We start from the raw sequence: 22,004 nt of genomic DNA on the forward strand, positions 1-22,004 counted from the left end.
AAATGAAGTTATCAACGCTCATATTTTTAGGATTTTCAGTAGTTATCGGCTTATCCCTTTTAGACTCTTATGTAAACAACCTACTATCTAACAAAGTAAATCAGAATACCCTGTTCCTTACGAATTCAGAAGCAGTGATACGAAATTCCAGCAAACTTCATAAGGGAATTATCGAGATGCAAAGTGCATTCAGAGGGTTTTTGCTTACCGACGAAAGAAACTTTCTCAGCGAATATTATGTAGGACTAAAAGCTATCCCTGCGTTAATTCGCGAACAACATGGACTTATCCGAGGTTCTGAAATACAAAAGACGAGACTGGATTCAATTTCTGAACTTCATGCACAATGGATCAATTACGCAGATTCGCTGATAATTGCCAAGCAGAATGCTCTTACAAATAAAAACACGACCGCGCGGTACAACTACCTCTTTGAAAACAAACTAAGGAAGCAGGTAGGAAAAAGGTTAAACGACAAGATCTCCGAAATTTTCCGGGCATTCGACCGCTCAGAATATAAGGTTAGGGCGGTACGTCGCGCCTTATTGTCTGCATCTATACAAAAGACAAAAACTTATTCACTGATCTTTATAATCCTCACTGTTGGTGTCGGATTGGTATCCAGCGTCTATATTGTTAAGCTCATCTCGAGAAGAATCACTTCGATGGTTAACCTGGCCCAGAGCATCTCAAAAGGACACTTTACCGTTTTAAACGACAATAAGAATGATGAGCTGACCAGCCTTTCTACCTCGCTTAATATCATGTCTACCACGCTGAGCACTAATTTTAGGCAGCTCGAAAAAAGGAACAGCGAACTTAATCAGTTTGCCTATGTCGTTTCACACGACTTAAAGGCTCCTATCAGAGGCATTTACAATGTGATTCAGTGGATTGAAGAAGACCTGGAGAACGAAATGTCTCCGCAGATGCGAAAATATCTTAGTATCATCCCGCAGAGGATAAACCGTATGGAGGATTTGATTCATGGATTGCTGGATTACGCACGAATAAGCAGAGACAAACCATTGAAGGAAACCGTCGATGTGGGTATACTTCTGAAAGATGTAACAGAATTACTGGTGCCAAAAAACTTCAAAGTAACCATTGGAAAGATGCCTGTCTTACACACAGAAAAGATAAGGCTGGAGCAAGTATTCAGCAACCTGATAAGTAATGCTGTTAAATATACCAAACACCCCGACGGTGAGATTTCTGTTAACTGCAGGGATATCGGCGAAGTCTATGAGTTTGCTGTAAGCGATAATGGAATTGGTATCGATCCAAAATACAACAGCAAAATATTTGAAATTTTTCAAACTTTGCGTGAAAAGCACGACAAAGAAAGTACAGGGATTGGCTTAGCTATAGTGAAAAGAATTATTGACGACCAGCATGGTACTATAAAGGTGCTGTCTGCACCCGGCAAAGGCGCAGCATTTTTATTCACGTGGGCTAAGACATAATATAATAATTTAATGAACAATAAACACATTTTATTAGTAGAAGACGACGAACTGGATGTAATCAGTGTACAGCGATCATTAAGAAAAATAGATCAGCAATATGAGTTATTTACGGCTTATAACGGAATTGAAGCTTTGGAAATGTTGCACAATGCTTTAGAAAAGGAAACTCCCCTGCCTGATGTGATTCTTCTTGACTTAAATATGCCAAAAATGAATGGTGTTGAATTCCTGAAGGCTCTAAGAAAAGACGATGCGTTGAAACATATTAAGGTCTTTGTAATGACCACTTCGGGAGATGAGTCTGACCGGAAGACGACCGAGCAGCTGGGGGTTTCGGGGTATCTGATCAAACCTTTGAATTTCAACAATAATGATAAACGGACTGACTCAATGGATGGCTTTTTCCAATTCCACCTGAGAAAGATCTTTATTAGCTAGTAATCCACTTTACATTAATTTTTTTGTTACTTTGAAGAAAAACTGTTTATGTACCCGATCTTGTTAGACATTCACTCCATCGTTCGTTTCGTAATCCTTCTTGCGATTGTTGTTTCCATTTTACTGGCATTTACAGGTTGGTTTGGCAAAAAGGAATATACCAAGGGCAACAAAGCCATAAATTTAATTACCCTGATATCTGCACATACTCAACTTGTTTTAGGTTTAATACTTTATTTTGTGAGTCCTTTTGCTTCCACTGGTAATATGGGCGCAGCTATGAAAGATCCCATTTTGCGCTACTGGACAGTTGAACACAGTGCAATGATGATTGTTGCCATTGTCTTTATAACGATTGGGTATTCTAAATCTAAGAAGGCTCTGAGTTCCACTGAAAAACATCGTTTAATTGCTGTTTTTTATACCATTGCTGCATTAATCGTAGTAGTTGCCATCAGTATGAGCGGACGTCCTCTCCTGGAGATGAGCAGATAAAATTTAAAAAATTTGCGATTGTAAAATTCTTTGCATTTTTTTGTACCAATGTTAAAAGTGATACATACTAAAAACTGGTGGTGGCAAGCAATAGCTTGTGCCGGGTAAAGTATGTTTAGTATTAAAATCGTAATCCGATCTAAATAGATATAACCCGACGCACTCCGTCGGGTTTTTTTATGTCAAAAAGAAATATAATGAAGAAATTTAACTTACACTCCTCTTATAAAAAATTACTTGCAGATACCACTACGCCGGTGAGTATTTATCTCCGCTTAAGGGATGTTTTCCCCAACAGCTTATTGCTTGAAAGCTCTGATTATCACAGCCGGGAAAACAGTATAAGTTATGTTTGCTGCGACCCTATTGCAGGAATAGTATTAGAGAACGACACATTCAGCACGTTCTATCCTGATGGATCAAAAGCGATTTCAAGCTCATCTGATATGCACCAGCAGGTGACCGACTTTCGTAACAGCTTTCAATCCTCCCTTGAAGACAAGTTTAAATTTATCTCCAATGGACTGTTTGGTTATTTCGCCTATGAAACGATCGAACTCTTTGAAGATATCAAATTACAAACGGAACGGAATGGCGAACGGAACATTCCTTTATTACAATATCATGTTTACAGATACGTAATAGCCATCGACCACTTCAAAAACGAACTTTACATTTTTGAACACAGGCCCAGCGAAGAAGAAACTTCCGGCCTTGAACGTATACAGTTCCTTATTCAAAATAAAAACTTTCCGGAATATCCATTTGAAACCACCGGAGAAGAAACATCTAACTTTACCGACGAAGAGTTTATAGATGTTGTCGAAAAATTGAAGCTCCATATTTACCGGGGGGATGTTTTCCAGATAGTTCCTTCGAGGGCTTTTTCGAAACCATTTTTAGGTGATGAATTTAACGTATACAGGGCTCTGCGATCGATCAACCCCTCTCCGTACCTGTTCTATTTCGATTATGGCAACTTCAAGATATTCGGATCGTCGCCCGAAGCGCAGCTAACCATAAAAAATGGTGAAGCGACCATATATCCAATTGCCGGTACATTCAGAAGGACAGGTAACGATGTTCTGGATGCTGAACTGGCAGCCAAACTAGAAAATGACCCAAAAGAAAGTGCCGAACATGTTATGCTGGTTGACCTGGCTCGCAACGACCTAAGCAGGCATTGTGATGAAGTGCAGGTAAAAGCTTTCAAAGAGGTGCAATACTATTCTCATCTCATACACCTCGTTTCAAAGGTGACGGGTAAGCTGCAGAAAAATGCCCATCCGTTTTATGTGGTTGGTGATACATTTCCTGCAGGAACACTTAGCGGAGCTCCTAAATACATGGCTATGACCCTTATTGATAAATATGAAAAAGGTCAGAGAGGATTCTATAGCGGAGCAATTGGCTACATGGGATTTAACGGCGATTTCAATCATGCCATTATGATCCGCTCTTTTATGAGCCGCAATAACGTATTACACTACCAGGCGGGTGCCGGCATAGTGGCCGATTCCGATCCTCAAAGTGAATTAAACGAAGTTAATAATAAAATCGCTGCATTACGGAATGCCCTTGAGATGGCAGGCAGCATTGTCCCACAAGTTGAAAAGATATAAGATGAAGATATTAGTTGTTGATAATTACGATTCGTTTACATTTAACCTTGTTCACCTTTTACATGAATGCGGGTTCGAACCTACGGTTTGGAGGAATGATAAATTCGAGATCTCAGATGTTGAGCAGTTTGATAAGATCCTTTTATCGCCTGGACCAGGTATCCCCTCTGAAGCAGGTTTATTATTAGATGTGATTAAGACTTACGCTCCTTCAAAAAGTATTTTGGGGGTTTGTTTAGGCATGCAGGCAATGGCCGAGGTTTTTGGGGGCAATCTTTATAATCTTTCATATCCGGTACATGGCAGAGCCACAGCGATGCAGGTCCTGGACGATTCTGAAAAGCTATTTAATATGCTGCCACAAACATTTAATGTTGGCCGTTATCATTCCTGGGCAGTAAGCCGGGAAGGCTTGCCTGATGATGTTAAAATTACCGCTAAAGACACCGAAGGAGTGATCATGGCGCTTCGCCACCTGCACTACGATGTTAGGGGCGTTCAATTTCATCCGGAATCAGTTCTTACAGAACACGGAAAACAAATGATAAAAAACTGGCTGACAGCACCCGCCTCGGAAGAGGCATAAAGGATAAAAATGACACAGAAACGCAGTGTAATTAAAGGAGAAGGATCTACTATTCTGGACAAGATAGTGATCCGGAAACGAAAAGAAGTTGAACTTGCACGCTCCAGAACATCTATTATACAATTGGAAGAGGGAGAGCTGTTCCACAGGGAGTGCTACTCGATGCGTGATTTTATTCTTTCTCCGGACAGAACAGGGATCATAGCCGAATTCAAACGGGCATCCCCATCGAAGGGTATAATTAACGATAAGGTCTTTGTACAGGATATTACACAAGCCTACGGAAACGCAGGAGCATCTGCACTTTCGATACTTACTGATCCATCTTTTTTTGGAGGCAGTGTAAACGATGTACTGCAGGCCCGCCAGGTGAATCAAATTCCGATTTTGAGGAAAGAGTTTATTCTCGATGAATACCAGATTATTGAAGCCAAGGCAATTGGTGCAGATATCATTCTTCTAATTGCCGCCATTTTAACAGCCGAACAGATCCGGACCTTTGCAAAACTTGCAAAAGACCTGGGATTAAGTGTATTGATGGAAGTACATGACCAGCGCGAACTTGAAGATTGTTTATGCACTGAATTAGATGCAGTTGGCGTGAACAACCGCAACCTGGCAGATTTTTCTGTTTCTCTACAGCATTCCTACGATCTGGCCGATCAAATTCCTGATCAGTTTCTAAAGATTTCAGAGAGCGGAATTAGTAGTCCGGCTACTATCAAAGACTTGAAACTTGCGGGATTCAATGGGTTTTTGATAGGTGAAAACTTCATGAAGGAAGAAGATCCAGGAAAAGCCATAAAGGAGTTTACGGACCAGCTAAGATAATGATAAGAACACACTCGGCAAACGTGCGCTAGCATAAGCAAGTATGTACTAGCCTGCTAGCGCACGCGTGCCGAGGGCTCTACTTTTCGGGCACTACGAATCCGGTTCAGCTGTTTTATATGATGTTTGGTGTGAATGATCATAAAACGCAACCATTCAGACCTATTCAGCATCCCTAACCTGGGATGCTTGACCTGGCTCCTGGATGTTGATTTGGCAATCTTCGGCAAGGCTTCTGTCAATCTTTGAATAAACTTTATCAGATCATTTCGGGCTTCCTCTCTACTCATCTTCTTAACAATAGATCCGATATTAGCTGGAGATTTATGCCTTCCCGGAGGTAGCTTCCCAAAAAAAAGGATCAATCGTGTTACAAAGGAAGGTGAAGTAAGTGTTGAGGTTTCCTTACCATGCATACATTTCTCAATGGCAAGCAATGACCGGGTATTCACCTGGATGATATGACAGTAAACTTCAGAAAGCGACCAGCTGCCATCTTCAGGCGACCAAACAAATTCATCTTCCGATAGACCTTTGAGTAAATCCTGGTAATACCCGAGATGCATTAAAAGTTCTTTTCCGGATTCGTTGTCACTCATAACATATGCCGTAATTCGCTTAATCGTGAGATTTGCTTCCTGATATCTTCGGGCGTCTCCTTTCCGCAAGGATTGAAGTATATAGCATCCATTCCGAAATTTAACGCACCCCGAATGTCAGCCTCAAGGCTATCTCCAATCATTATACTCTCTTGTTTTACAGCAGCAGCACCATTCAAGGCAAACTCAAAGATGGCTTTGTCCGGTTTATTAATGCCCACTATATCAGAAATCACAATAGTGGTAAAATACTTTTTCAAGCCGGTCAGCTCAATCTTCATCTCCGTCGATTCTTTAAAGCCGTTAGAAATGAGGTGTAAAGAATATTTACCGCTTAGATATTCAAGTGTTTCATGGGCATCCGGAAACAGATTAGTCTTGGTTGGGCAAATGCGTACATAATCGTCTTCAAATTGCAAAGGGACAGCATCCACAACAACTCCCAGATCCAGAAACGTCTTTCTAAAGCGGGTTTGTCTCAATTCTTCTTTGCTGATACAACCAGAATGATATGATGCCCAGAGCTCATGATTATTTTGAGTATAAGTTTCGATAAAATTGTATGGGCAGGAAACACCTATTTGTTCCAGCTGATAGGTCTTATATAGTTCATGCAGAGTTTCCTCAGCATTTCTGTCGAAATCCCAGATGGTATGATCAAGATCGAAAAAAATATGACGGTAGGACATTCCTGATATGTTCGTTATCAATTTTAATAAAAGTGCAATACTTATAACGTGTAAGCCAAAATTTTAATATTTAAATCTGGACATTATCCTCTTTCGCTCCAAAAGCTAGATCTCCTGCATCCCCCAGACCAGGGACAATGTATGCTTTCGTAGTCATTTCTTCGTCTATATCCCCGATCCAAAGCTTTGCTCTTGGCAGGTTCGCTTTAACATGTTCAACGCCTTCAACGCTTGCAATTATGGAAACAACATGTATTTGCTTTATATCGTATTGTTCGAGTAATTCGCGGCAACTTAATACCATACTTTTACCTGTGGCCAGCATAGGATCGGAAACAATCACAATCTTACCATTGAGATCCGGACTCGATACATATTCCTTTTGAATCGTAAATCCTCCTCCTTTGGTAGTTTGACGGTACGCAGCTATAAATGCGGAGTCGGATTTATCAAAGAAGTTTAACAGACCCTGATGTAAAGGCAAACCGGCCCTTAGGATTGTTGCAAGTACCGGATGTTGCTGTATAACCGGAATAATTGCCGTACCCAATGGGGTTTCAAATTCCATGTCTGTATAACTAAGAGTTTTACTAATTTCGTAAGCGAATATTTCACCCAAACGTTCCAGGTTTCTGCGAAAGCGCATGCTGTCGGTTTGAATTTGCGCATCGCGCAGCTCAGCTAAAAAATTGTTAGCGATGGAAGATGTTTGGCTTAGTATGAACATGTTAGTATAAAATTAATGATTAATCTTATTTAATCATTTAAAAAACAAACTTATTATTAGATCAGACCGTTCAATATAGGGAAATAAGGGATACGCCGGGGTTACATGTTTCACACTGAACTAACCAAAATTAAAGAATCAATATTTCTATCTTTGATCTGAATGGATTTTAAATTATCATCAGAATATGAACCTGCGGGAGATCAGCCGGAGGCAATCAGACAATTGGTTGAGGGAGTAAATGCTAATGAGCATTACCAAACCCTTTTAGGTGTAACCGGATCTGGAAAAACCTATTCGATAGCAAATGTTATTCAGCAAACAAATAAGCCTACCTTAGTTTTAAGCCATAATAAAACCCTGGCAGCTCAGCTTTACGGTGAATTTAAGCAATTTTTTCCGGAAAATTCTGTCAATTATTTTGTGTCTTATTACGATTACTATCAGCCGGAAGCTTATATAGCAACCACTAATACTTATATCGAAAAGGACCTTCAGATAAATGAAGAAATAGAAAAGTTGCGACTTCGCACAACATCTTCACTGATGTCAGGGAGGAGGGATATTATTGTTGTTTCGTCCATTTCCTGTATTTACGGTATGGGAAACCCGGAAGACTTCTCAAATTCTGTATTTAAGTTTGCCGTAGGGACGCGAATAAGCCGGAATGCGTTTCTGCATCGCCTGGTTGAAATATTATATTCAAGAACTACCGCTGATTTCAGAAGGGGAACGTTCAGGGTTAAAGGCGATACCGTGGATATTTACCCGGCTTATATGGATTACGCATACCGCGTTTCATTTTTTGGAGATGATATAGAAGAATTAAGTACTATTGATCCATCTACAGGAAAAACCATCGAAAAAACAACTCACATGGCGGTTTATCCGGCGAACCTCTTTGTTACTCCAAAGGAACGTTTTACCCAGTCGGTTTGGGCGATACAAGAGGAACTTGAAGTCAGAAAACAGCAGTTTATAAAAGAACAGCGCTTTTTGGAGGCCAAGCGGCTGGAAGAGCGGGTGAACTATGATCTTGAAATGATGCGTGAATTAGGTTACTGTAGCGGCATTGAAAATTATTCAAGGTTTTTCGATGGAAGGCTGCCTGGTATGCGCCCTTTTTGCTTACTTGATTATTTTCCTGATGATTATCTGATGGTTATTGACGAGAGTCACGTTACCGTTCCACAGATCCGGGCAATGTATGGGGGCGACCGATCCAGGAAATTATCCCTGGTAGATTACGGATTCAGATTGCCTGCCGCCCTGGATAACCGCCCGCTTAACTTCGAAGAATTTGAGCGATTGGCACCGCAGACAATCTATGTAAGTGCAACTCCCGGCGATTATGAACTAGAAAAGACCGGAGGCGTTTTCGTTGAACAGGTCATACGTCCAACGGGATTATTAGATCCGCCTATAGAAGTACGACCGGTCACTAATCAGGTGGATGACCTTTTGGACGAAGTTGAAAAAACCGTTAAACAAGGTGACCGGGTACTGGTTACAACGCTTACCAAGCGCATGTCGGAAGAACTTACGAAGTATATGGATCGTTTAGGCATCCGCGTACGCTATATTCACTCTGAGGTTAAAACCCTTGAACGGGTTGAAATACTTCGGGGATTACGACTGGGAGAATTTGATGTTTTAGTTGGCATTAACTTACTGAGAGAGGGTTTAGATTTACCCGAAGTGTCTCTTGTAGCTATTCTTGACGCTGATAAGGAAGGCTTCCTTCGCTCTGAACGTTCTTTGATCCAAACCATCGGACGGGCTGCGCGAAATGACCGCGGACGGGTGATCATGTATGCAGACAAGATTACAGACAGTATGCGTATCACCATCGACGAAACGAACCGCCGCAGGGAAAAGCAAATGCGCTATAACGAGGAACATGGAATTATACCACGTACAGTGGGTAAATCTAAAGAGGCTATTATGGAGCAGACTTCTGTAGTTGACTTTAAAGGAGGCGTACAAAAGGTCTATACCGGAGGGGAGGAAACGGCTCAATCTATTGCGGCTGATCCTATTGTTCAATATATGAGCAAGCCCGAGCTTCAAAAATCCATTGATAAAACGAAAAAAGAAATGCTGGCAGCTGCAAAAGATATGGACTTCCTGCAGGCTGCGAAACTTAGGGACGAAATGTTTGCCCTCGAAAAAATGATGGAAGACAGATTTGGAGGCAAGAAATAAAACGGATATAATAATGAACGGACAAAATAGAAAAGACGTCTACCCTGGCCTCGAAGTCGACATAATTCTAAAAAAGGATCAGCGTAGCGGCAAATTGACCCGCGGAATAGTAAAAAATCTCTTGACGAGCGCATCTTTTCATTCGAGGGGCATAAAAGTGCGATTAGAGGATGGCCAGATTGGAAGGGTAGCAAATATTATCGAGGAAGGTTAACTTTGAATTTTAATTAATTATCATTAAAATGTAACGATAATATTGACCCTGAAACAGTCGGACAATTTTATCGTCATATTTGCATTAATTATACTAATGACATTACTTAAATTTCTTTTTATTACGATACTGGTTCTCTATTTATTGAAGATGATAGCCAGATTGCTTCTACCCCTTTTATTTCAAAAGGTGGTTAACAAAGCGCAGCAAAACTTTAATAATCAGTACCGGGGACAGCAGCAACACCAGCAGCAACGTCCGGCGGGAAAACTTAATGTTGATTATATTCCTCCTAAAGAGAAGGAAGCGCGTGCGGCTGATAAAGCCGGCGACTTTATCGACTTTGAAGAAATAAAATAGGCCTTTTAGTGTCAGATGCTGCAGGTTTACCGGTCTAATCGATAAACCTGCAACACATTGCTTTGCTTCTCCTGAAAATATCTCCTTGTACATCTCTCCTTTTTTCTATTTTTGGTTTCCAACAATTTAAATAATGACGAACTGGTTTAAGAGAAACGGTATCCACTTTGCTATAGCTGCACTGTTTATTGTGATATGTTTTATTTATTTCAGCCCAGCCATCCAGGGCAAGGTACTTTATCAGCAGGATGTGCTACAGGCAAAGGCAATGCAAAAGGAAATAATGGAGTACAAGGCTAAAGATGGCACTGCGCCACTTTGGACTAATCAGATGTTCGGAGGCATGCCTGCTTATCAGATCTGGGCTCAGTTTCCTAAAAACCTTACCACTTATATCGTTTCTGCATTAAACCTGGTGTTTCCAAATCCAATAGGCACTGTCTTCCTATACCTTTTAGGAGCTTACTTTCTTTTTTGTGTACTAAAAATTAAACCCTGGCTGGCAGCAGCCGGAGCCATTGCATTTGCATTTTCTTCTTATAACTTCATTATAATTGAGGCAGGACACAGTAATAAAGCTGTTGCGATAGCTTATTTTGCACCTATTATAGCAGGCATACTTTTAACCTTTAGAGGAAAATATCTTCTTGGCGCGGCTTTAACGGCCCTGTTTCTTGCTCTGGAAATAAGGTCGAATCATATTCAGATGACCTACTATTTGTTCTTGACACTACTTATACTTGCAGGAATAGAATTATACCACGCAATAAAGAACAAAACAATCAGAGACTTTTTTAAAGCAGCCGGTGCTTTAGGTGTCGCTATTATTTTGGCGGCAGCAGTTAACACAAGCATGTTATGGACTACTTACGAATATGGCAAAGAGACCATTCGTGGAAAATCTAACCTTAAAACTGAAGGCACCGGAAAACCTTCCAATGGCTTGGACAAAGAATACGCTTACCAGTGGAGCCAGGGAGTAGCTGAGAACATCACCTTCCTGGTGCCTAATGCCTATGGAGGTTCGTCCGGCTCAGGCGCTTTGGGTGAAGATTCAGAAGTGGCTAAAATTGTGTCTCAAAAAGGAGTGCCTACAGACCAGGCTGTAGGCTTTGCCAAACAGATGCCTACTTATTGGGGTGAAAAGCCTTTTACTTCCGGCCCTTACTACTTCGGAGCAATTACTTGCTTCCTTTTTATTTTCGGCTTATTTGTAGTGAAAAACCGGATTAAGTGGTGGATTGTAGGCGCAACTATCCTGACCCTCTTTTTATCCTTTGGTAAAAACTTCCCTTTAATTTCGGATTTGTTTTTCGATTACTTTCCCTTATACAATAAATTCCGGGCGGTTGAATCTGTTCTGGCTGTCACTGGCTTATTGTTTCCAATTTTGGCAATACTGGCTGTGCAAGAAGTTACTTCGGGAAAGCATGATGAGAAGCAGATATTAAAGAAGCTGCAATATTCTTTATACATTATAGGTGGGCTGTTGCTGATCATTATAATTGTTCCAACCCTCCTGTTTAGCTTCAGATCGGCCACACATCAGGATTTCATCGGCCAATTGAGCCAGGCCATTGGCGGAGATCAAAACTTCGCTAACTCTATTGCAAATGCCCTCGTTGAAGACAGGGCAAATTTAGCACGTATAGACGCTCTGCGCTCCCTGATATTTGTCTTGATAGGTGCAGCACTGACCTGGGCTTTGATTAAAAAGAAAATGAAGGCCGAACTGACCTTTATATTATTCGCTGGAGCTATCTTAATTGATATGTGGGCTATTGACCGCCGGTATTTAAATAATGAAAAGTTTGTTGAGCAGAACCAGGTAGATCAAACTTTTCAACCGCGCCAGGTTGATGAACTAATTATGCGTGACCCAAGCCTGAATTACCGCGTATTGGATCTGACATCGCCTCAAACTTTTTCAAGTGCAACTGCGTCATACTTCCATAAAACCATAGGTGGATACCATGCTGCGAAGCTGAAACGCTACCAGGAAGTTATTGAAAAACAGTTTAGTGCGTCTATAAATGAGGATGTTCTCGACATGCTTAATACCAAGTATGTGATCACTGCAGGGGAGGGGGAATCGCAGCGAATTCAAAACCGCGAAACCGCCTGCGGCAATGCCTGGTTTGTTACCAACGTCTTGTACGTAAAAAATGCAGACGAAGAAATGACGGCTATCAATAGCTTTGATCCGAAAAAAGAAGCTATAGTTAGCGAGGAGTTTAAATCACTTATTGACGAAAAGAAATTAGGAACGACTACTAACGCTGACATAAAACTGAGTAATTACCATCCGGATCATTTAACATATGAGTATTCGGCACCAAATGACGTTATCGCAGTATTCGCAGAGATTTGGTATGATAAAGGTTGGAATGCTTATGTGGATGGCGTTAAAATCCCTTATTTCAGGGCCAACTATATATTAAGAGCAGCGCAATTACCTGGGGGAAACCACAAACTTGAATTCAAGTTTGAACCTGCTTCTTATTACGTTGGTGAAAAAATATCACTCACCGCATCTATTTTACTAATTGCAGGCCTGGGTCTTGTAGGTTTTAGAGAGGCTAGAAGGAAAAAGGAAGCGAAAGCTTAGAATATAAAGGACAATTTTTCTAAAGCCCGGAAACCATCCGGGCTTTTTAATTGGCAGCATATTTGTCAAAAAATACGTTATAAATAAATACTTTTACAAATTGTTATAAGTACATGGCAAGACAAAAATTTCATGATACCGCAATTAAGCCTGAGCGGGCTGTTCTTGTGGGGGTAATAACTCCGGACGAAAGTGAGGAAAAGGAACGCGAGTATCTTGAAGAACTTGAGTTTCTAGTGGACACTGCCGGAGGTATTACTGAAAAAACGTTTACTCAAAAATTAAGCAGGGCTGACAGGGCAACCTTTGTGGGTACTGGAAAGCTTGAAGAAATAAGCGCTTATGTAAAATCTGAGGAGATTGACATCGTGGTATTTGACGATGAACTTTCACCGTCACAACTAAGGAATATAGAACGGGAGCTTCAGGTAAAAATTCTGGACAGAAGTAACCTGATTCTCGACATCTTTGCCCGGCGAGCTCAAACTGCACAGGCTAAAACCCAGGTTGAACTTGCCCAGCTGCAGTATCTTCTCCCCCGTTTAACTCGCCTTTGGACTCACCTCGAAAGACAGAAAGGAGGGATAGGAATGCGCGGTCCAGGGGAAAGTCAAATAGAAACTGACCGCCGTATTATCCAGGACAAAATTGCCCTGCTTAAAGAGAGGCTTAAAATTATCGATAAACAAAACGCTACTCAACGCAAAAACCGGGGACAGCTTGTGAGAACGGCGCTTGTTGGATATACCAATGTCGGGAAATCCACTATCATGAACATGATCTCTAAATCAGACGTATTTGCGGAGAACAAGCTTTTTGCTACGCTGGATACTACTGTCAGGAAAGTGGTGGTAGAAAACTTGCCTTTCCTCCTTTCAGACACTGTTGGATTTATACGTAAACTTCCGCATCACCTTGTTGAATGCTTTAAATCAACCCTGGATGAGGTTCGTGAAGCGGATATCCTGATCCATGTGGTCGATATTTCACATCCAACCTTCGAAGACCATATCAAGACTGTTAACGACACCTTGAAAGATCTGGGCGCTATTGATAAGGAGGTGATTACTGTATTTAATAAGATCGATGCTTATAAGCCGGAGGGCGACCATGATGGCAGAACAGTAACACTCGAAGAGTTTAAGAACACCTGGATGAGTAAACACATAAGTCCTGCGGTATTCATTTCAGCACTTGAGAAAGATAATGTAGATGAGTTCAGGCAACTGCTGTACGATAAAGTAAAAGCGATACATCAAGAGCGTTACCCATATGATGCCTTGTTATATCCGGACATTGAGGAATATCCGGATGAATCATAATACCTAAATATTTAAAAATTCTGTATCATGGAATCAAAACGTCAGCAAAAATTCGCTGGAGTAATCCAAAAGGATCTTGCAGCTATCTTTCAGCGCGAAGGGATGCACTACTTGCCTAACACTTTGGTCACTATAACAAAAGTTAGGGTTACGCCAGATTTGGCGATCGCTCGTATTTTTTTAAGTTTTTTCAACAACCAGAATACTACTCTGGCATTAAATACTATCAAATCTCACGCAAACGAGATAAGATATAAGTTAGGCAGCCGGATTAAAGACCAGGCCCGTATAGTACCTCAGCTCGAATTCTTTGTGGATGACACCAATGAATACGTAGAGCGAATGGACAAAATCTTTGATAAAATTAGTAAAGAACCGCGGCAACCTGAAACTGACGAGGATTAAATTTGCTTTTGCAGAGACTTAAGACTTAATATTTCGATATGCTTTTAAACTATCTAACCTTTATTTTTAGTCTTTTCCTTAGCTACGTTAACCTACAGGATAGGCCGGCATTCAAAGGAGGGAAATCCAGGTTAGATAGTTTTATCGCCAACACGATCATTTATCCTGAATATTCAAAATTCAACTGTTTGCAAGGGTCTGTGCTTATCAGTTTCCAGCTGGACCATACAGGCAGGATATTCAATTCAGGAGTAGAAAAAGGATTTGGCCTTGATTTGGACGATGAAGCTTTAAGAGTTATCAGACTTACCTCAGGAAAGTGGATTGTCCCGGCAAGCTTTGATACTACACAATTTTTGTCAATCCCCATTAATTTTTCATTGCGTGAATACGATTGTGAATCGCGCAGCAAAGAAGAAATTAAGGAAGCTATTAATGCATATAAAGCACGTGAAGAGCTCTCAAACGCCGTCATCAATTTTTACAGCCAGAAAGATACCTCAAAAACCCGGGAAGGGGAGCTGCGGATACTTGAACTTAAAGAACAACTAGGTTATAATGATACCTTTATAGAGCGGGTAATACGTCAGGCAAACCAGAAATTAAAACAGGGAGACAAGGAAAGCGCATGTGAAGACTTCCTTTTCATCAGACGGATTGGAAGCGACAAGGCAGACAAGCTGCTGGCATTGCACTGTCAGATCAGAAAATGACAAGTTCCACAAGGAACATTTATATTTATAATAATTTTAACCGTGATTTTTCGCCTGCATCCCGACTCCTGTGAATTTCCACCCGCCGAACTTGCCGAAGAAGATGGACTGCTAGCAATTGAAGGAGATCTGTCAACCCAAAGATTATTAAGAGCGTATAGCCAGGGAATTTTCCCCTGGTACTCAGAAGACACTCCTATATTGTGGTACTCCCCACATGAACGGTTCGTTCTCTTCCCGGATGAAATAAAAATCAGCAAAAGTATGCGCCAGGTTATTAGATCCGGAAAATTTTCTGTTACCGAGGATAAAGCTTTTGAACGTGTAATTAAGGCTTGCGCAAGCGCTGCAAGAAAAAATCAGCCCGGCACCTGGATACTTGATGAGATACAGGAAGCATATATAAATCTTCATGAACTCGGACACGCTCATTCTATTGAGGTATGGTTTGACAATGAATTAGCAGGAGGCCTCTATGGGGTAAAACATAATAATGTGTTTTGCGGCGAAAGTATGTTCAGTACTATTAGCAACGCTTCAAAGACCGCTCTTGCCTGGCTTTGTTTAAACAAAGGATACCAGCTCATCGACTGCCAGGTGCATACTGAACATTTGGAAAGCATGGGAGCCCGGTTTATTTCAAGAGCGGAATATATGCAGCATCTTAATAAATTACCTGAATTGCTTTCTTGATTGCCTGCGATCTAACCCAGTATTTCCCTTATATCTTCTGCTGTCAAAGATTTGACGAAGCTCTCTTCGGTGGTTATTAAAGACTCTGCCACAGATCTTTTCCTGTTTTGCAATGCAAGGATTTTCTCCTCTACAGAATCTTTAGTGATAAACTTATAAATAAACACATTTTTTGTCTGCCCGATGCGATGCGTACGGTCAACGGCCTGCTGTTCAACTGCAGGATTCCACCATGGATCAAGCAGGAACACATAATCGGCTTCAGTAAGGTTCAAACCCACCCCTCCGGCCTTTAGGGAGATGAGAAAAATTTTAATGGTTTTTTCATTCTGAAACTCCTTCACTACATCGCCTCTATTTTGGGTGGCTCCGTCTAAATACGAATACGCAATCCCTTCTTTGTCCAGATATGCCCTGTAAATTTCAAGTTGTTTAACAAACTGCGAGAAGATCAGCACTTTGTGGTCTTCTGCTAACACATTTTTTAAAGTGTGGATTACGTTTTCGAACTTTCCGGATTCCCCTTCATAATCTCTGTCGATCATTTCCGGATGATTTGCTATTTGGCGCAGCTTAGTCAGCCCCTGAAGCACTTGAACCTGTGACTTAACAAAAGTGCCGTCTTCCAGCGCTTTTAACAAATCATTTCTGTATTCAGATTTTACTTGTTCGTAATATTCTGCCTGCTCATCACTCATCTTGCAATAAAACAACTGTTCTGTTTTTGGCGGCAATTCAGTTGCTACCTGATCCTTAGTGCGCCGGAGGATAAAAGGTTTTATCAGTGCCTGCAGCTTTTTTGCCTTCTCTTCATCCTTCTTCTTTTCAATAGGAGTAACAAAGTCGTTCTGAAAAAAACTTTGACTTCCAAGTAGCCCAGGATTTATAAAAGACATCTGAGCCCACAGGTCATTCACTGTATTTTCCACCGGAGTTCCGCTCAATATCAGCTTGTACCGCGACTTAAGCTGCTTTATTGCCTTATAGGCTTTAGATGAAGGATTTTTGATATTCTGACTTTCATCAAGGATAACATAATGAAAGTGTAACGTGTTCAACAAATCAATGTCTACACGGGTAATGCCATATGTGGTAAATACAACATCATACTGCATAAAACGATCTACATTCTTATTTCTTAAACTTCCTGTATGCACATGAATGTTAAGGCAGGGGGCAAACTTGGCGGCTTCATTCAGCCAGTTATAGATCAAAGACGTAGGCATTATGATCAGGGAGGTGGATGGGGTCCTGTTTTCCTCGCATTCCTCCTTTATTTTTTGAAGCAATGCCAGGGTCTGCACCGTTTTCCCTAAACCCATATCATCAGCCAGGCATCCCCCAAAATTGTATTTCCTCAAAAAATGAAACCAGTTGTATCCTGCCTTCTGATACTCCCGAAGAGTTCCATTGAAATGTACAGGCGATAACTCATCATCGATTTCCTCAAAACTGGTCAACTTTTGAAGCTTTCTGTCTAATGTAATACTTGCAAGCTCACTGTTAGCAAAATCTGAAATAAGACCTATATGATGTTTTTTAAGTTTTAAGCATGAATCGCCTTTTTCGGTGAAGCTTAAAAGACCCCCATATTGAGAAAACCATTTCTCAGGAATGACCGCAATTTCACCGGAAGGTAAGGTATACTCGCGAATACGGTGCAAAATGTGATGTCTCAGATCTATAAATGGCACCTGGTATGGCCCAAAGTAAACAATGGCATTCAGATCAAACCAATCATTGTTCTCAACTATTTCGAGGTTAATCTTATTACTTCCGAACAAGAATCGCCTGTTACCATCGGGCTGTTCTATAGTAAATCCGAGCTCCACTAAGTGATCATGATTCTCATTCAGCCAATCTATTACCGTGAATGCAGCATCTTCATTCTCCATAAAGTCCTGATCGGGCTCCAAGCTGTTGAACAGTGATCCGGTAGTTTTAAGACCCAGACTTTTTAACTCGGCAAGTTTATTATTTTCCCAGTTCGATGATCGTCTGATCCGATGAAAAATATAATTATCACCTTGTTTTTCCATCCGCACAGATACCTTGTTTTCACTGCCTGCAGCAAAGATATAGTTGGCATATTTAAAATATAGCTGCAACTGCGATACCCCGGCAGGAACATAAATGACCTTTAGAATAGGAGATGCATCAAACTTTTCTGTGTTAATTTCAAACCCCTCGGCGTAAACATGATGCTTTTCAATAAGCGGAGCAACAAACTTCTCGAAGTAGGTTTTTTCAGACGCTTTTGGAATCGAAATAAATCGCTTGTTTAAGAAAGGCTGCAGTTTTTTACCTTCAATATCTCCTTCAAAATGATATATTACATCATCGAGAAGAAGCCTGGCGGGTTGATTGCAGATGATTTGAGCATCACGGAACATAAACTCAATACGAATCCCTTGATATTTTATAGTTGGAAAGTAGCGCGTTTCCATCTCGTTCCTTCTGAAATGAAACAACACTGAGGCTGGCTCTGAAGCCATTGTGACTTTCTTTTCTACCGGCCATCCTTCCTTGCTCATCATGTAGACACCCTTATCTCGTAATAAGCCAAGTGCCTCAATCAACCGTTTTTCAATCTTTGGCCTGATTACCGAAAATAACTTGTCATCGAAAACTTTACTGAAATACTCGACCGGCCTGATTGGCTTTTTGTAATAACGCTTGATAATACTACCCTGTTCTGTCTCTTCAAGAAGCTTTATCAGCCTGATATCCGTATCATCCAGCAAAAAATTAAACTCTTTCGCAGTGGTAGAAAATAACCTTTGATACGTTAATGAAAACCCACCGTCTGAATTTAACTGAACAATATGTGGCTCGATCAGATAACCCAGATAATCGTGCAGGCATAATGAATAAACTAATTTACAAGGCTTTGTACTGTCAACACGCAACATCGGCAAATGCTAAAAAATATCTTGGAATTTAGCATTCTAAAAATGTTAAACATAAAGAGAATAATAAGAAAATCAAACTCTAAATTTTATTTTACAGATTATTACCTACCGGCTTCTCAATAAAATACTCTTTCTGATAGGTGAGAGGACTTTTTCCCGTAATAGACTTAAACCATTTATGGAAACTCGCAAAATTATTAAACCCGCTTTCAAAACATACCTGCTTAATGTTCAGGCGATTTTCAATCAGCAGCCGGCAGGCCTGACCGACCCTGACCTCATTTAAAAAGCTGGAATAAGTTTTCCGCGTTCGGGATTTAAAAAACCGGCAAAAAGAATGCGGACTGATCTTAGCCACTGCGGCAATTTCTTCCAGAGAGATCTTCCGGGTGGAGTTCGCCAGCGAGTAGTTATAGATGTCATTCATTTTATCGTTCTCCTTCTCTTCAAAATTGTATTTGAAGCCAACCGAAGACAAAATTTCCACTTCATTCGACCTGGAGATCTCTAGCAGGGCCTGGATAAGGAAAACTATTCTTTCAGGCCCTTCCGAATGGAGCATGCCCTTGATATAGTTGGCTATCCTGTCTGTATTTCCTTCCGAAACTTTTATTCCTCGCCGCCCTTTTTCCAAAAGGGATTTTATAACCTTATTTTCCGGTAAGCTCCAAAAAGCCTCCCCACAAAAGTTCTCATTAAAGTGAACAACCCTTATGTCGGCAGCAGCTTCCTTGTTAAAGTAGCACTCATCAAAGCGCCAGTAATGAGGAAGGTTTGGCCCAACCAAAACTATATCTCCCGTTTTAAAACGCTTAATACTGTCACCTATAAATTGAGTTCCTTCCCCTTTCTCAAAATGAATCAACTCCACTTCCGGATGGTAATGCCATTTGCTATTTATATCCGGAAGAAGATCCTGACGCGCACTAAAGGAGTGAGTTGGACCCGAAGCTACTTTAAGTAATTGTGGTTTCATGGGGTTTGCGTTCGTTTCGAACGAGCGTACTACTCACACACAGCTCAAAATCGAATCAAGCCCTAAATTTAAAGTTTATCCTTGGCTTTTGAATAAAGACTATCATTTTTACACTTAAGACCTTCGGTTGTCATTATCCACTCAGTACGCGTATCTGAGTCAGTATCATCCAGCCCGCAATCATTTAAGTTATAGCCATGAAGGTGCGACCGCATTGTTCCATCTATAATCAGACGGGTATCAACTGGGATTTTAAGCGTTACATTTACTTTTTGATCCCGGTAAAGAGCATTATCTGATAGGTATAGGTATTTGTCGAAGATAAGCGTGGAATCAGTTTGTAAGAACTGATACTGCGTTTTTTGAGCAGTCTTCAATGCCGATTCAAAGGTCTTTCCCTGAGCCTTAAACTCCTTAAATACCATAGATCCGGCTTCATCACTTTTTTCAATATGCAGGTCAAACTCAGTCAAGCGGTCGAAGTCATCGTGGTCATCAATCAGTATGTTACCATTGAAACCAGCGATATTTAGTTTCAAGCTATCTTCATGCGTTAGTAAGCGATTCGGATTTAACTTAAGATAGTACACCGGATAGCTTAGCAGGTCTGAACGTTGTTCAAACCGTGCCTCCTCTTTGAATTCAGATGCAATCTTAGATCCGTAATATACTCCCATACCCAATCCGGTTAACCAAAGAACAAGCATGGCAAACGAGCCGGTTCTCGAAATCAGCTTGCGATTGAAGATCACCCTGACGGCAAACAAAATTAATGCAATTAACGGTATCACCGACAACAGGAAGGCACTTATATAGACAGACGACCTGTATTCCGGATTAATTGCAATAAAAGGCAACACGTTCAATTCTTCATTATTCCAAAATCCTAAAAAGAATAATAAAGAACCGATCAAGCCAAGCAAGGCCATCCCACCGGCAAAGATGATCAGTGCACCGATCGCCTTTATGCAGATTTTTATACCTTTTGTGATCAGTTCAAACAAGTTATTAACAAAATCGCCAATAGTATCAGCAGATTTCTGAAACCCCGGTTTATTGAAATTTCCTTTAAAAGCTTCGACTTCATCGTCAAAACTCTTCTTAAAGTTTTGCAAATTCAAAGGCTCACCTTTCATCGCCATTCTTTCCTGCCTTGTTTTTGCTTCAGGTATTACCAACCATAAAATCCCATATATTATCAACCCTGAACCCGATAAGAAGATCGATAAGATTGCAAGTATTCGTACCCACTTAACCTCTATGTCAAAATAATGAGCCACACCAGAACATACACCCGCTATCGTCTTGTCATCCGGATCCCGGTATAACCTTTTTTCAGAGAAAATTGCAGAATCCTCCGGCTGACCATCAATATCTTCAAAGTCATTTACGCTGCCCATTTGCGCTGTTATTTCAATAACATCCTGGATTACAATAACCTGCTTGCTCTGCGCAGCCAAACGCTCAGTGAACATCTCCGCAAGCCGGTTTTCAATATCTGTAATTATTTCATCACTGTCCGAAGAGTAAGCGAAATGCCGTTTTACCTCGGTCATGTAAGTTTTAAGGAGTTCATAGGCATCCTCTTCTATATGAAACACAATGCCATTGATATTTATAATTATCGTCTTATTCATGATGTATAGATTAAAGGTTATTTGTCAGTTTCTCTTCCTTCCAGCGCTGTATTCACAGAATAAACCAGCTCTGTCCAGGTTGCGTCGAGTTGTTTAAGGACCTGCTTTCCCGAGTTAGTCAAAGTATAATATTTTCGCGGTGGTCCGGAACTTGACTCTATCCAATTATAACTCAACAAACCATTGTTTTTCAGGCGTGTAAGCAGCGGATACAAAGTTCCTTCAACCACCAAAAGCTGGGCTTTTTTAAGTTCGTTAATAATGTCGGATGCGTAAATCTCTCCACGCGAAATAATCGAAAGAATACAATATTCAAGTATTCCCTTCCTCATTTGAATCTGTGTATTTTCAACTATCATAGCAATACAAAGTTATATGTTTTATTTAGTACTATGTATAACAAACTACTATGTTATATATTTTTTATAAATCCTTAATAATGGCTTGCAATTGCTGATTTATTTTTAAAATATGGCGGTTAAAGTCGGCGGTTTTTCAAAAAT

General features: G+C 40.6%; 21 protein-coding genes. 14 read left to right on the forward strand and 7 right to left on the reverse strand.

Translation table 11 applies throughout. The features are described from left to right. The first annotated feature begins 2 nt into the window (after positions 1-2). From J3P37_RS09375 to trpC, 6 genes are all read left to right on the forward strand, one after another. Entirely contained in the window at positions 3-1,466 is a 1,464-nt protein-coding gene (locus J3P37_RS09375; protein WP_256010848.1) for a sensor histidine kinase, read from the forward strand. Between the two features lie 12 nt (positions 1,467-1,478). Then, the gene (locus J3P37_RS09380; protein WP_256010849.1) at positions 1,479-1,907 is read left to right on the forward strand and encodes a response regulator; all 429 of its coding nucleotides are present in this window, start codon (positions 1,479-1,481) and stop codon (positions 1,905-1,907) included. Positions 1,908-1,955: 48 nt separating this feature from the next. Continuing rightward, positions 1,956-2,402 carry a cytochrome B gene (locus J3P37_RS09385; RefSeq protein ID WP_256010850.1) on the forward strand — a complete coding sequence of 149 codons (447 nt, stop codon included), beginning with the start codon at positions 1,956-1,958 and terminating at the stop codon, positions 2,400-2,402. A 197-nt stretch (positions 2,403-2,599) separates the two neighbouring features. After that, on the forward strand, positions 2,600-4,024 hold the full coding sequence (locus J3P37_RS09390; RefSeq protein ID WP_256010851.1) for an anthranilate synthase component I family protein: 1,425 nt from the start codon (positions 2,600-2,602) through the stop codon (positions 4,022-4,024). 1 nt (position 4,025) lies between these two features. Then, positions 4,026-4,610: an anthranilate synthase component II gene (locus J3P37_RS09395; protein WP_256010852.1), complete on the forward strand. Its 585-nt coding sequence runs from the start codon at positions 4,026-4,028 to the stop codon at positions 4,608-4,610. A 9-nt stretch (positions 4,611-4,619) separates the two neighbouring features. After that, positions 4,620-5,441 (forward strand): indole-3-glycerol phosphate synthase TrpC, encoded by an 822-nt coding sequence (gene trpC / locus J3P37_RS09400; RefSeq protein ID WP_256010853.1) that lies wholly within the window; start codon positions 4,620-4,622, stop codon positions 5,439-5,441. 56 nt (positions 5,442-5,497) lie between these two features. On the opposite strand, the gene J3P37_RS09405 is transcribed toward trpC, so the two are convergent. The 3 genes from J3P37_RS09405 to upp all read right to left on the reverse strand — a co-directional run bounded on the left by J3P37_RS09405 (position 5,498) and on the right by upp (position 7,456). Continuing rightward, positions 5,498-6,040: a DinB family protein gene (locus J3P37_RS09405; protein WP_256010854.1), complete on the reverse strand. Its 543-nt coding sequence runs from the start codon at positions 6,038-6,040 to the stop codon at positions 5,498-5,500. Next, positions 6,037-6,729: a YjjG family noncanonical pyrimidine nucleotidase gene (locus J3P37_RS09410; protein WP_256011276.1), complete on the reverse strand. Its 693-nt coding sequence runs from the start codon at positions 6,727-6,729 to the stop codon at positions 6,037-6,039. The genes J3P37_RS09405 and J3P37_RS09410 overlap by 4 nt, the downstream gene beginning before the upstream one ends. A gap of 70 nt (positions 6,730-6,799) precedes the next feature. Further along, positions 6,800-7,456 carry a uracil phosphoribosyltransferase gene (gene upp, locus J3P37_RS09415; RefSeq protein WP_256010855.1) on the reverse strand — a complete coding sequence of 219 codons (657 nt, stop codon included), beginning with the start codon at positions 7,454-7,456 and terminating at the stop codon, positions 6,800-6,802. 162 nt (positions 7,457-7,618) lie between these two features. Here upp and uvrB point away from each other — a divergent pair, with 162 nt between their 5' ends. From uvrB to aat, 8 genes are all read left to right on the forward strand, one after another. Beyond that, on the forward strand, positions 7,619-9,661 hold the full coding sequence (gene uvrB, locus J3P37_RS09420) for an excinuclease ABC subunit UvrB (RefSeq protein WP_256010856.1): 2,043 nt from the start codon (positions 7,619-7,621) through the stop codon (positions 9,659-9,661). Positions 9,662-9,674: 13 nt separating this feature from the next. Beyond that, a complete protein-coding gene (locus J3P37_RS09425) occupies positions 9,675-9,875 on the forward strand; it encodes a YwbE family protein (RefSeq protein ID WP_256010857.1) in 201 nt (66 codons plus the stop codon). A gap of 96 nt (positions 9,876-9,971) precedes the next feature. Further along, entirely contained in the window at positions 9,972-10,235 is a 264-nt protein-coding gene (locus J3P37_RS09430; RefSeq protein WP_256010858.1) for a DUF4834 family protein, read from the forward strand. Between the two features lie 133 nt (positions 10,236-10,368). Continuing rightward, complete coding sequence (locus J3P37_RS09435; RefSeq protein WP_256010859.1) at positions 10,369-12,843, forward strand: YfhO family protein; 2,475 nt, start codon at positions 10,369-10,371, stop codon at positions 12,841-12,843. A 113-nt stretch (positions 12,844-12,956) separates the two neighbouring features. After that, positions 12,957-14,165, forward strand: a complete 1,209-nt coding sequence (gene hflX, locus J3P37_RS09440) for a GTPase HflX (RefSeq protein ID WP_256010860.1) — start codon at positions 12,957-12,959, stop codon at positions 14,163-14,165. Between the two features lie 27 nt (positions 14,166-14,192). Continuing rightward, positions 14,193-14,570, forward strand: coding sequence for a 30S ribosome-binding factor RbfA (gene rbfA, locus J3P37_RS09445; protein WP_256010861.1), 378 nt, complete (start codon positions 14,193-14,195; stop codon positions 14,568-14,570). A gap of 38 nt (positions 14,571-14,608) precedes the next feature. Next, positions 14,609-15,283 (forward strand): energy transducer TonB family protein, encoded by a 675-nt coding sequence (locus J3P37_RS09450; protein ID WP_256010862.1) that lies wholly within the window; start codon positions 14,609-14,611, stop codon positions 15,281-15,283. Positions 15,284-15,325: 42 nt separating this feature from the next. Next, the gene (gene aat / locus J3P37_RS09455) at positions 15,326-15,976 is read left to right on the forward strand and encodes a leucyl/phenylalanyl-tRNA--protein transferase (protein ID WP_256010863.1); all 651 of its coding nucleotides are present in this window, start codon (positions 15,326-15,328) and stop codon (positions 15,974-15,976) included. Between the two features lie 11 nt (positions 15,977-15,987). Here the strand turns inward: aat and J3P37_RS09460 are convergent, their stop codons facing one another. The 4 genes from J3P37_RS09460 to J3P37_RS09475 form a co-directional block, all read right to left on the reverse strand. Further along, complete coding sequence (locus J3P37_RS09460) at positions 15,988-18,888, reverse strand: DEAD/DEAH box helicase (protein WP_256010864.1); 2,901 nt, start codon at positions 18,886-18,888, stop codon at positions 15,988-15,990. A gap of 91 nt (positions 18,889-18,979) precedes the next feature. After that, on the reverse strand, positions 18,980-19,864 hold the full coding sequence (locus J3P37_RS09465; protein WP_256010865.1) for an AraC family transcriptional regulator: 885 nt from the start codon (positions 19,862-19,864) through the stop codon (positions 18,980-18,982). 68 nt (positions 19,865-19,932) lie between these two features. Next, positions 19,933-21,501, reverse strand: a complete 1,569-nt coding sequence (locus J3P37_RS09470; RefSeq protein ID WP_256010866.1) for a PspC domain-containing protein — start codon at positions 21,499-21,501, stop codon at positions 19,933-19,935. 17 nt (positions 21,502-21,518) lie between these two features. Then, a complete protein-coding gene (locus J3P37_RS09475) occupies positions 21,519-21,860 on the reverse strand; it encodes a PadR family transcriptional regulator (RefSeq protein WP_256010867.1) in 342 nt (113 codons plus the stop codon). Positions 21,861-22,004: the final 144 nt, after the last annotated feature.

Source organism: Desertivirga xinjiangensis (assembly GCF_024436435.1).
Classification (GTDB): domain Bacteria; phylum Bacteroidota; class Bacteroidia; order Sphingobacteriales; family Sphingobacteriaceae; genus Desertivirga; species Desertivirga xinjiangensis.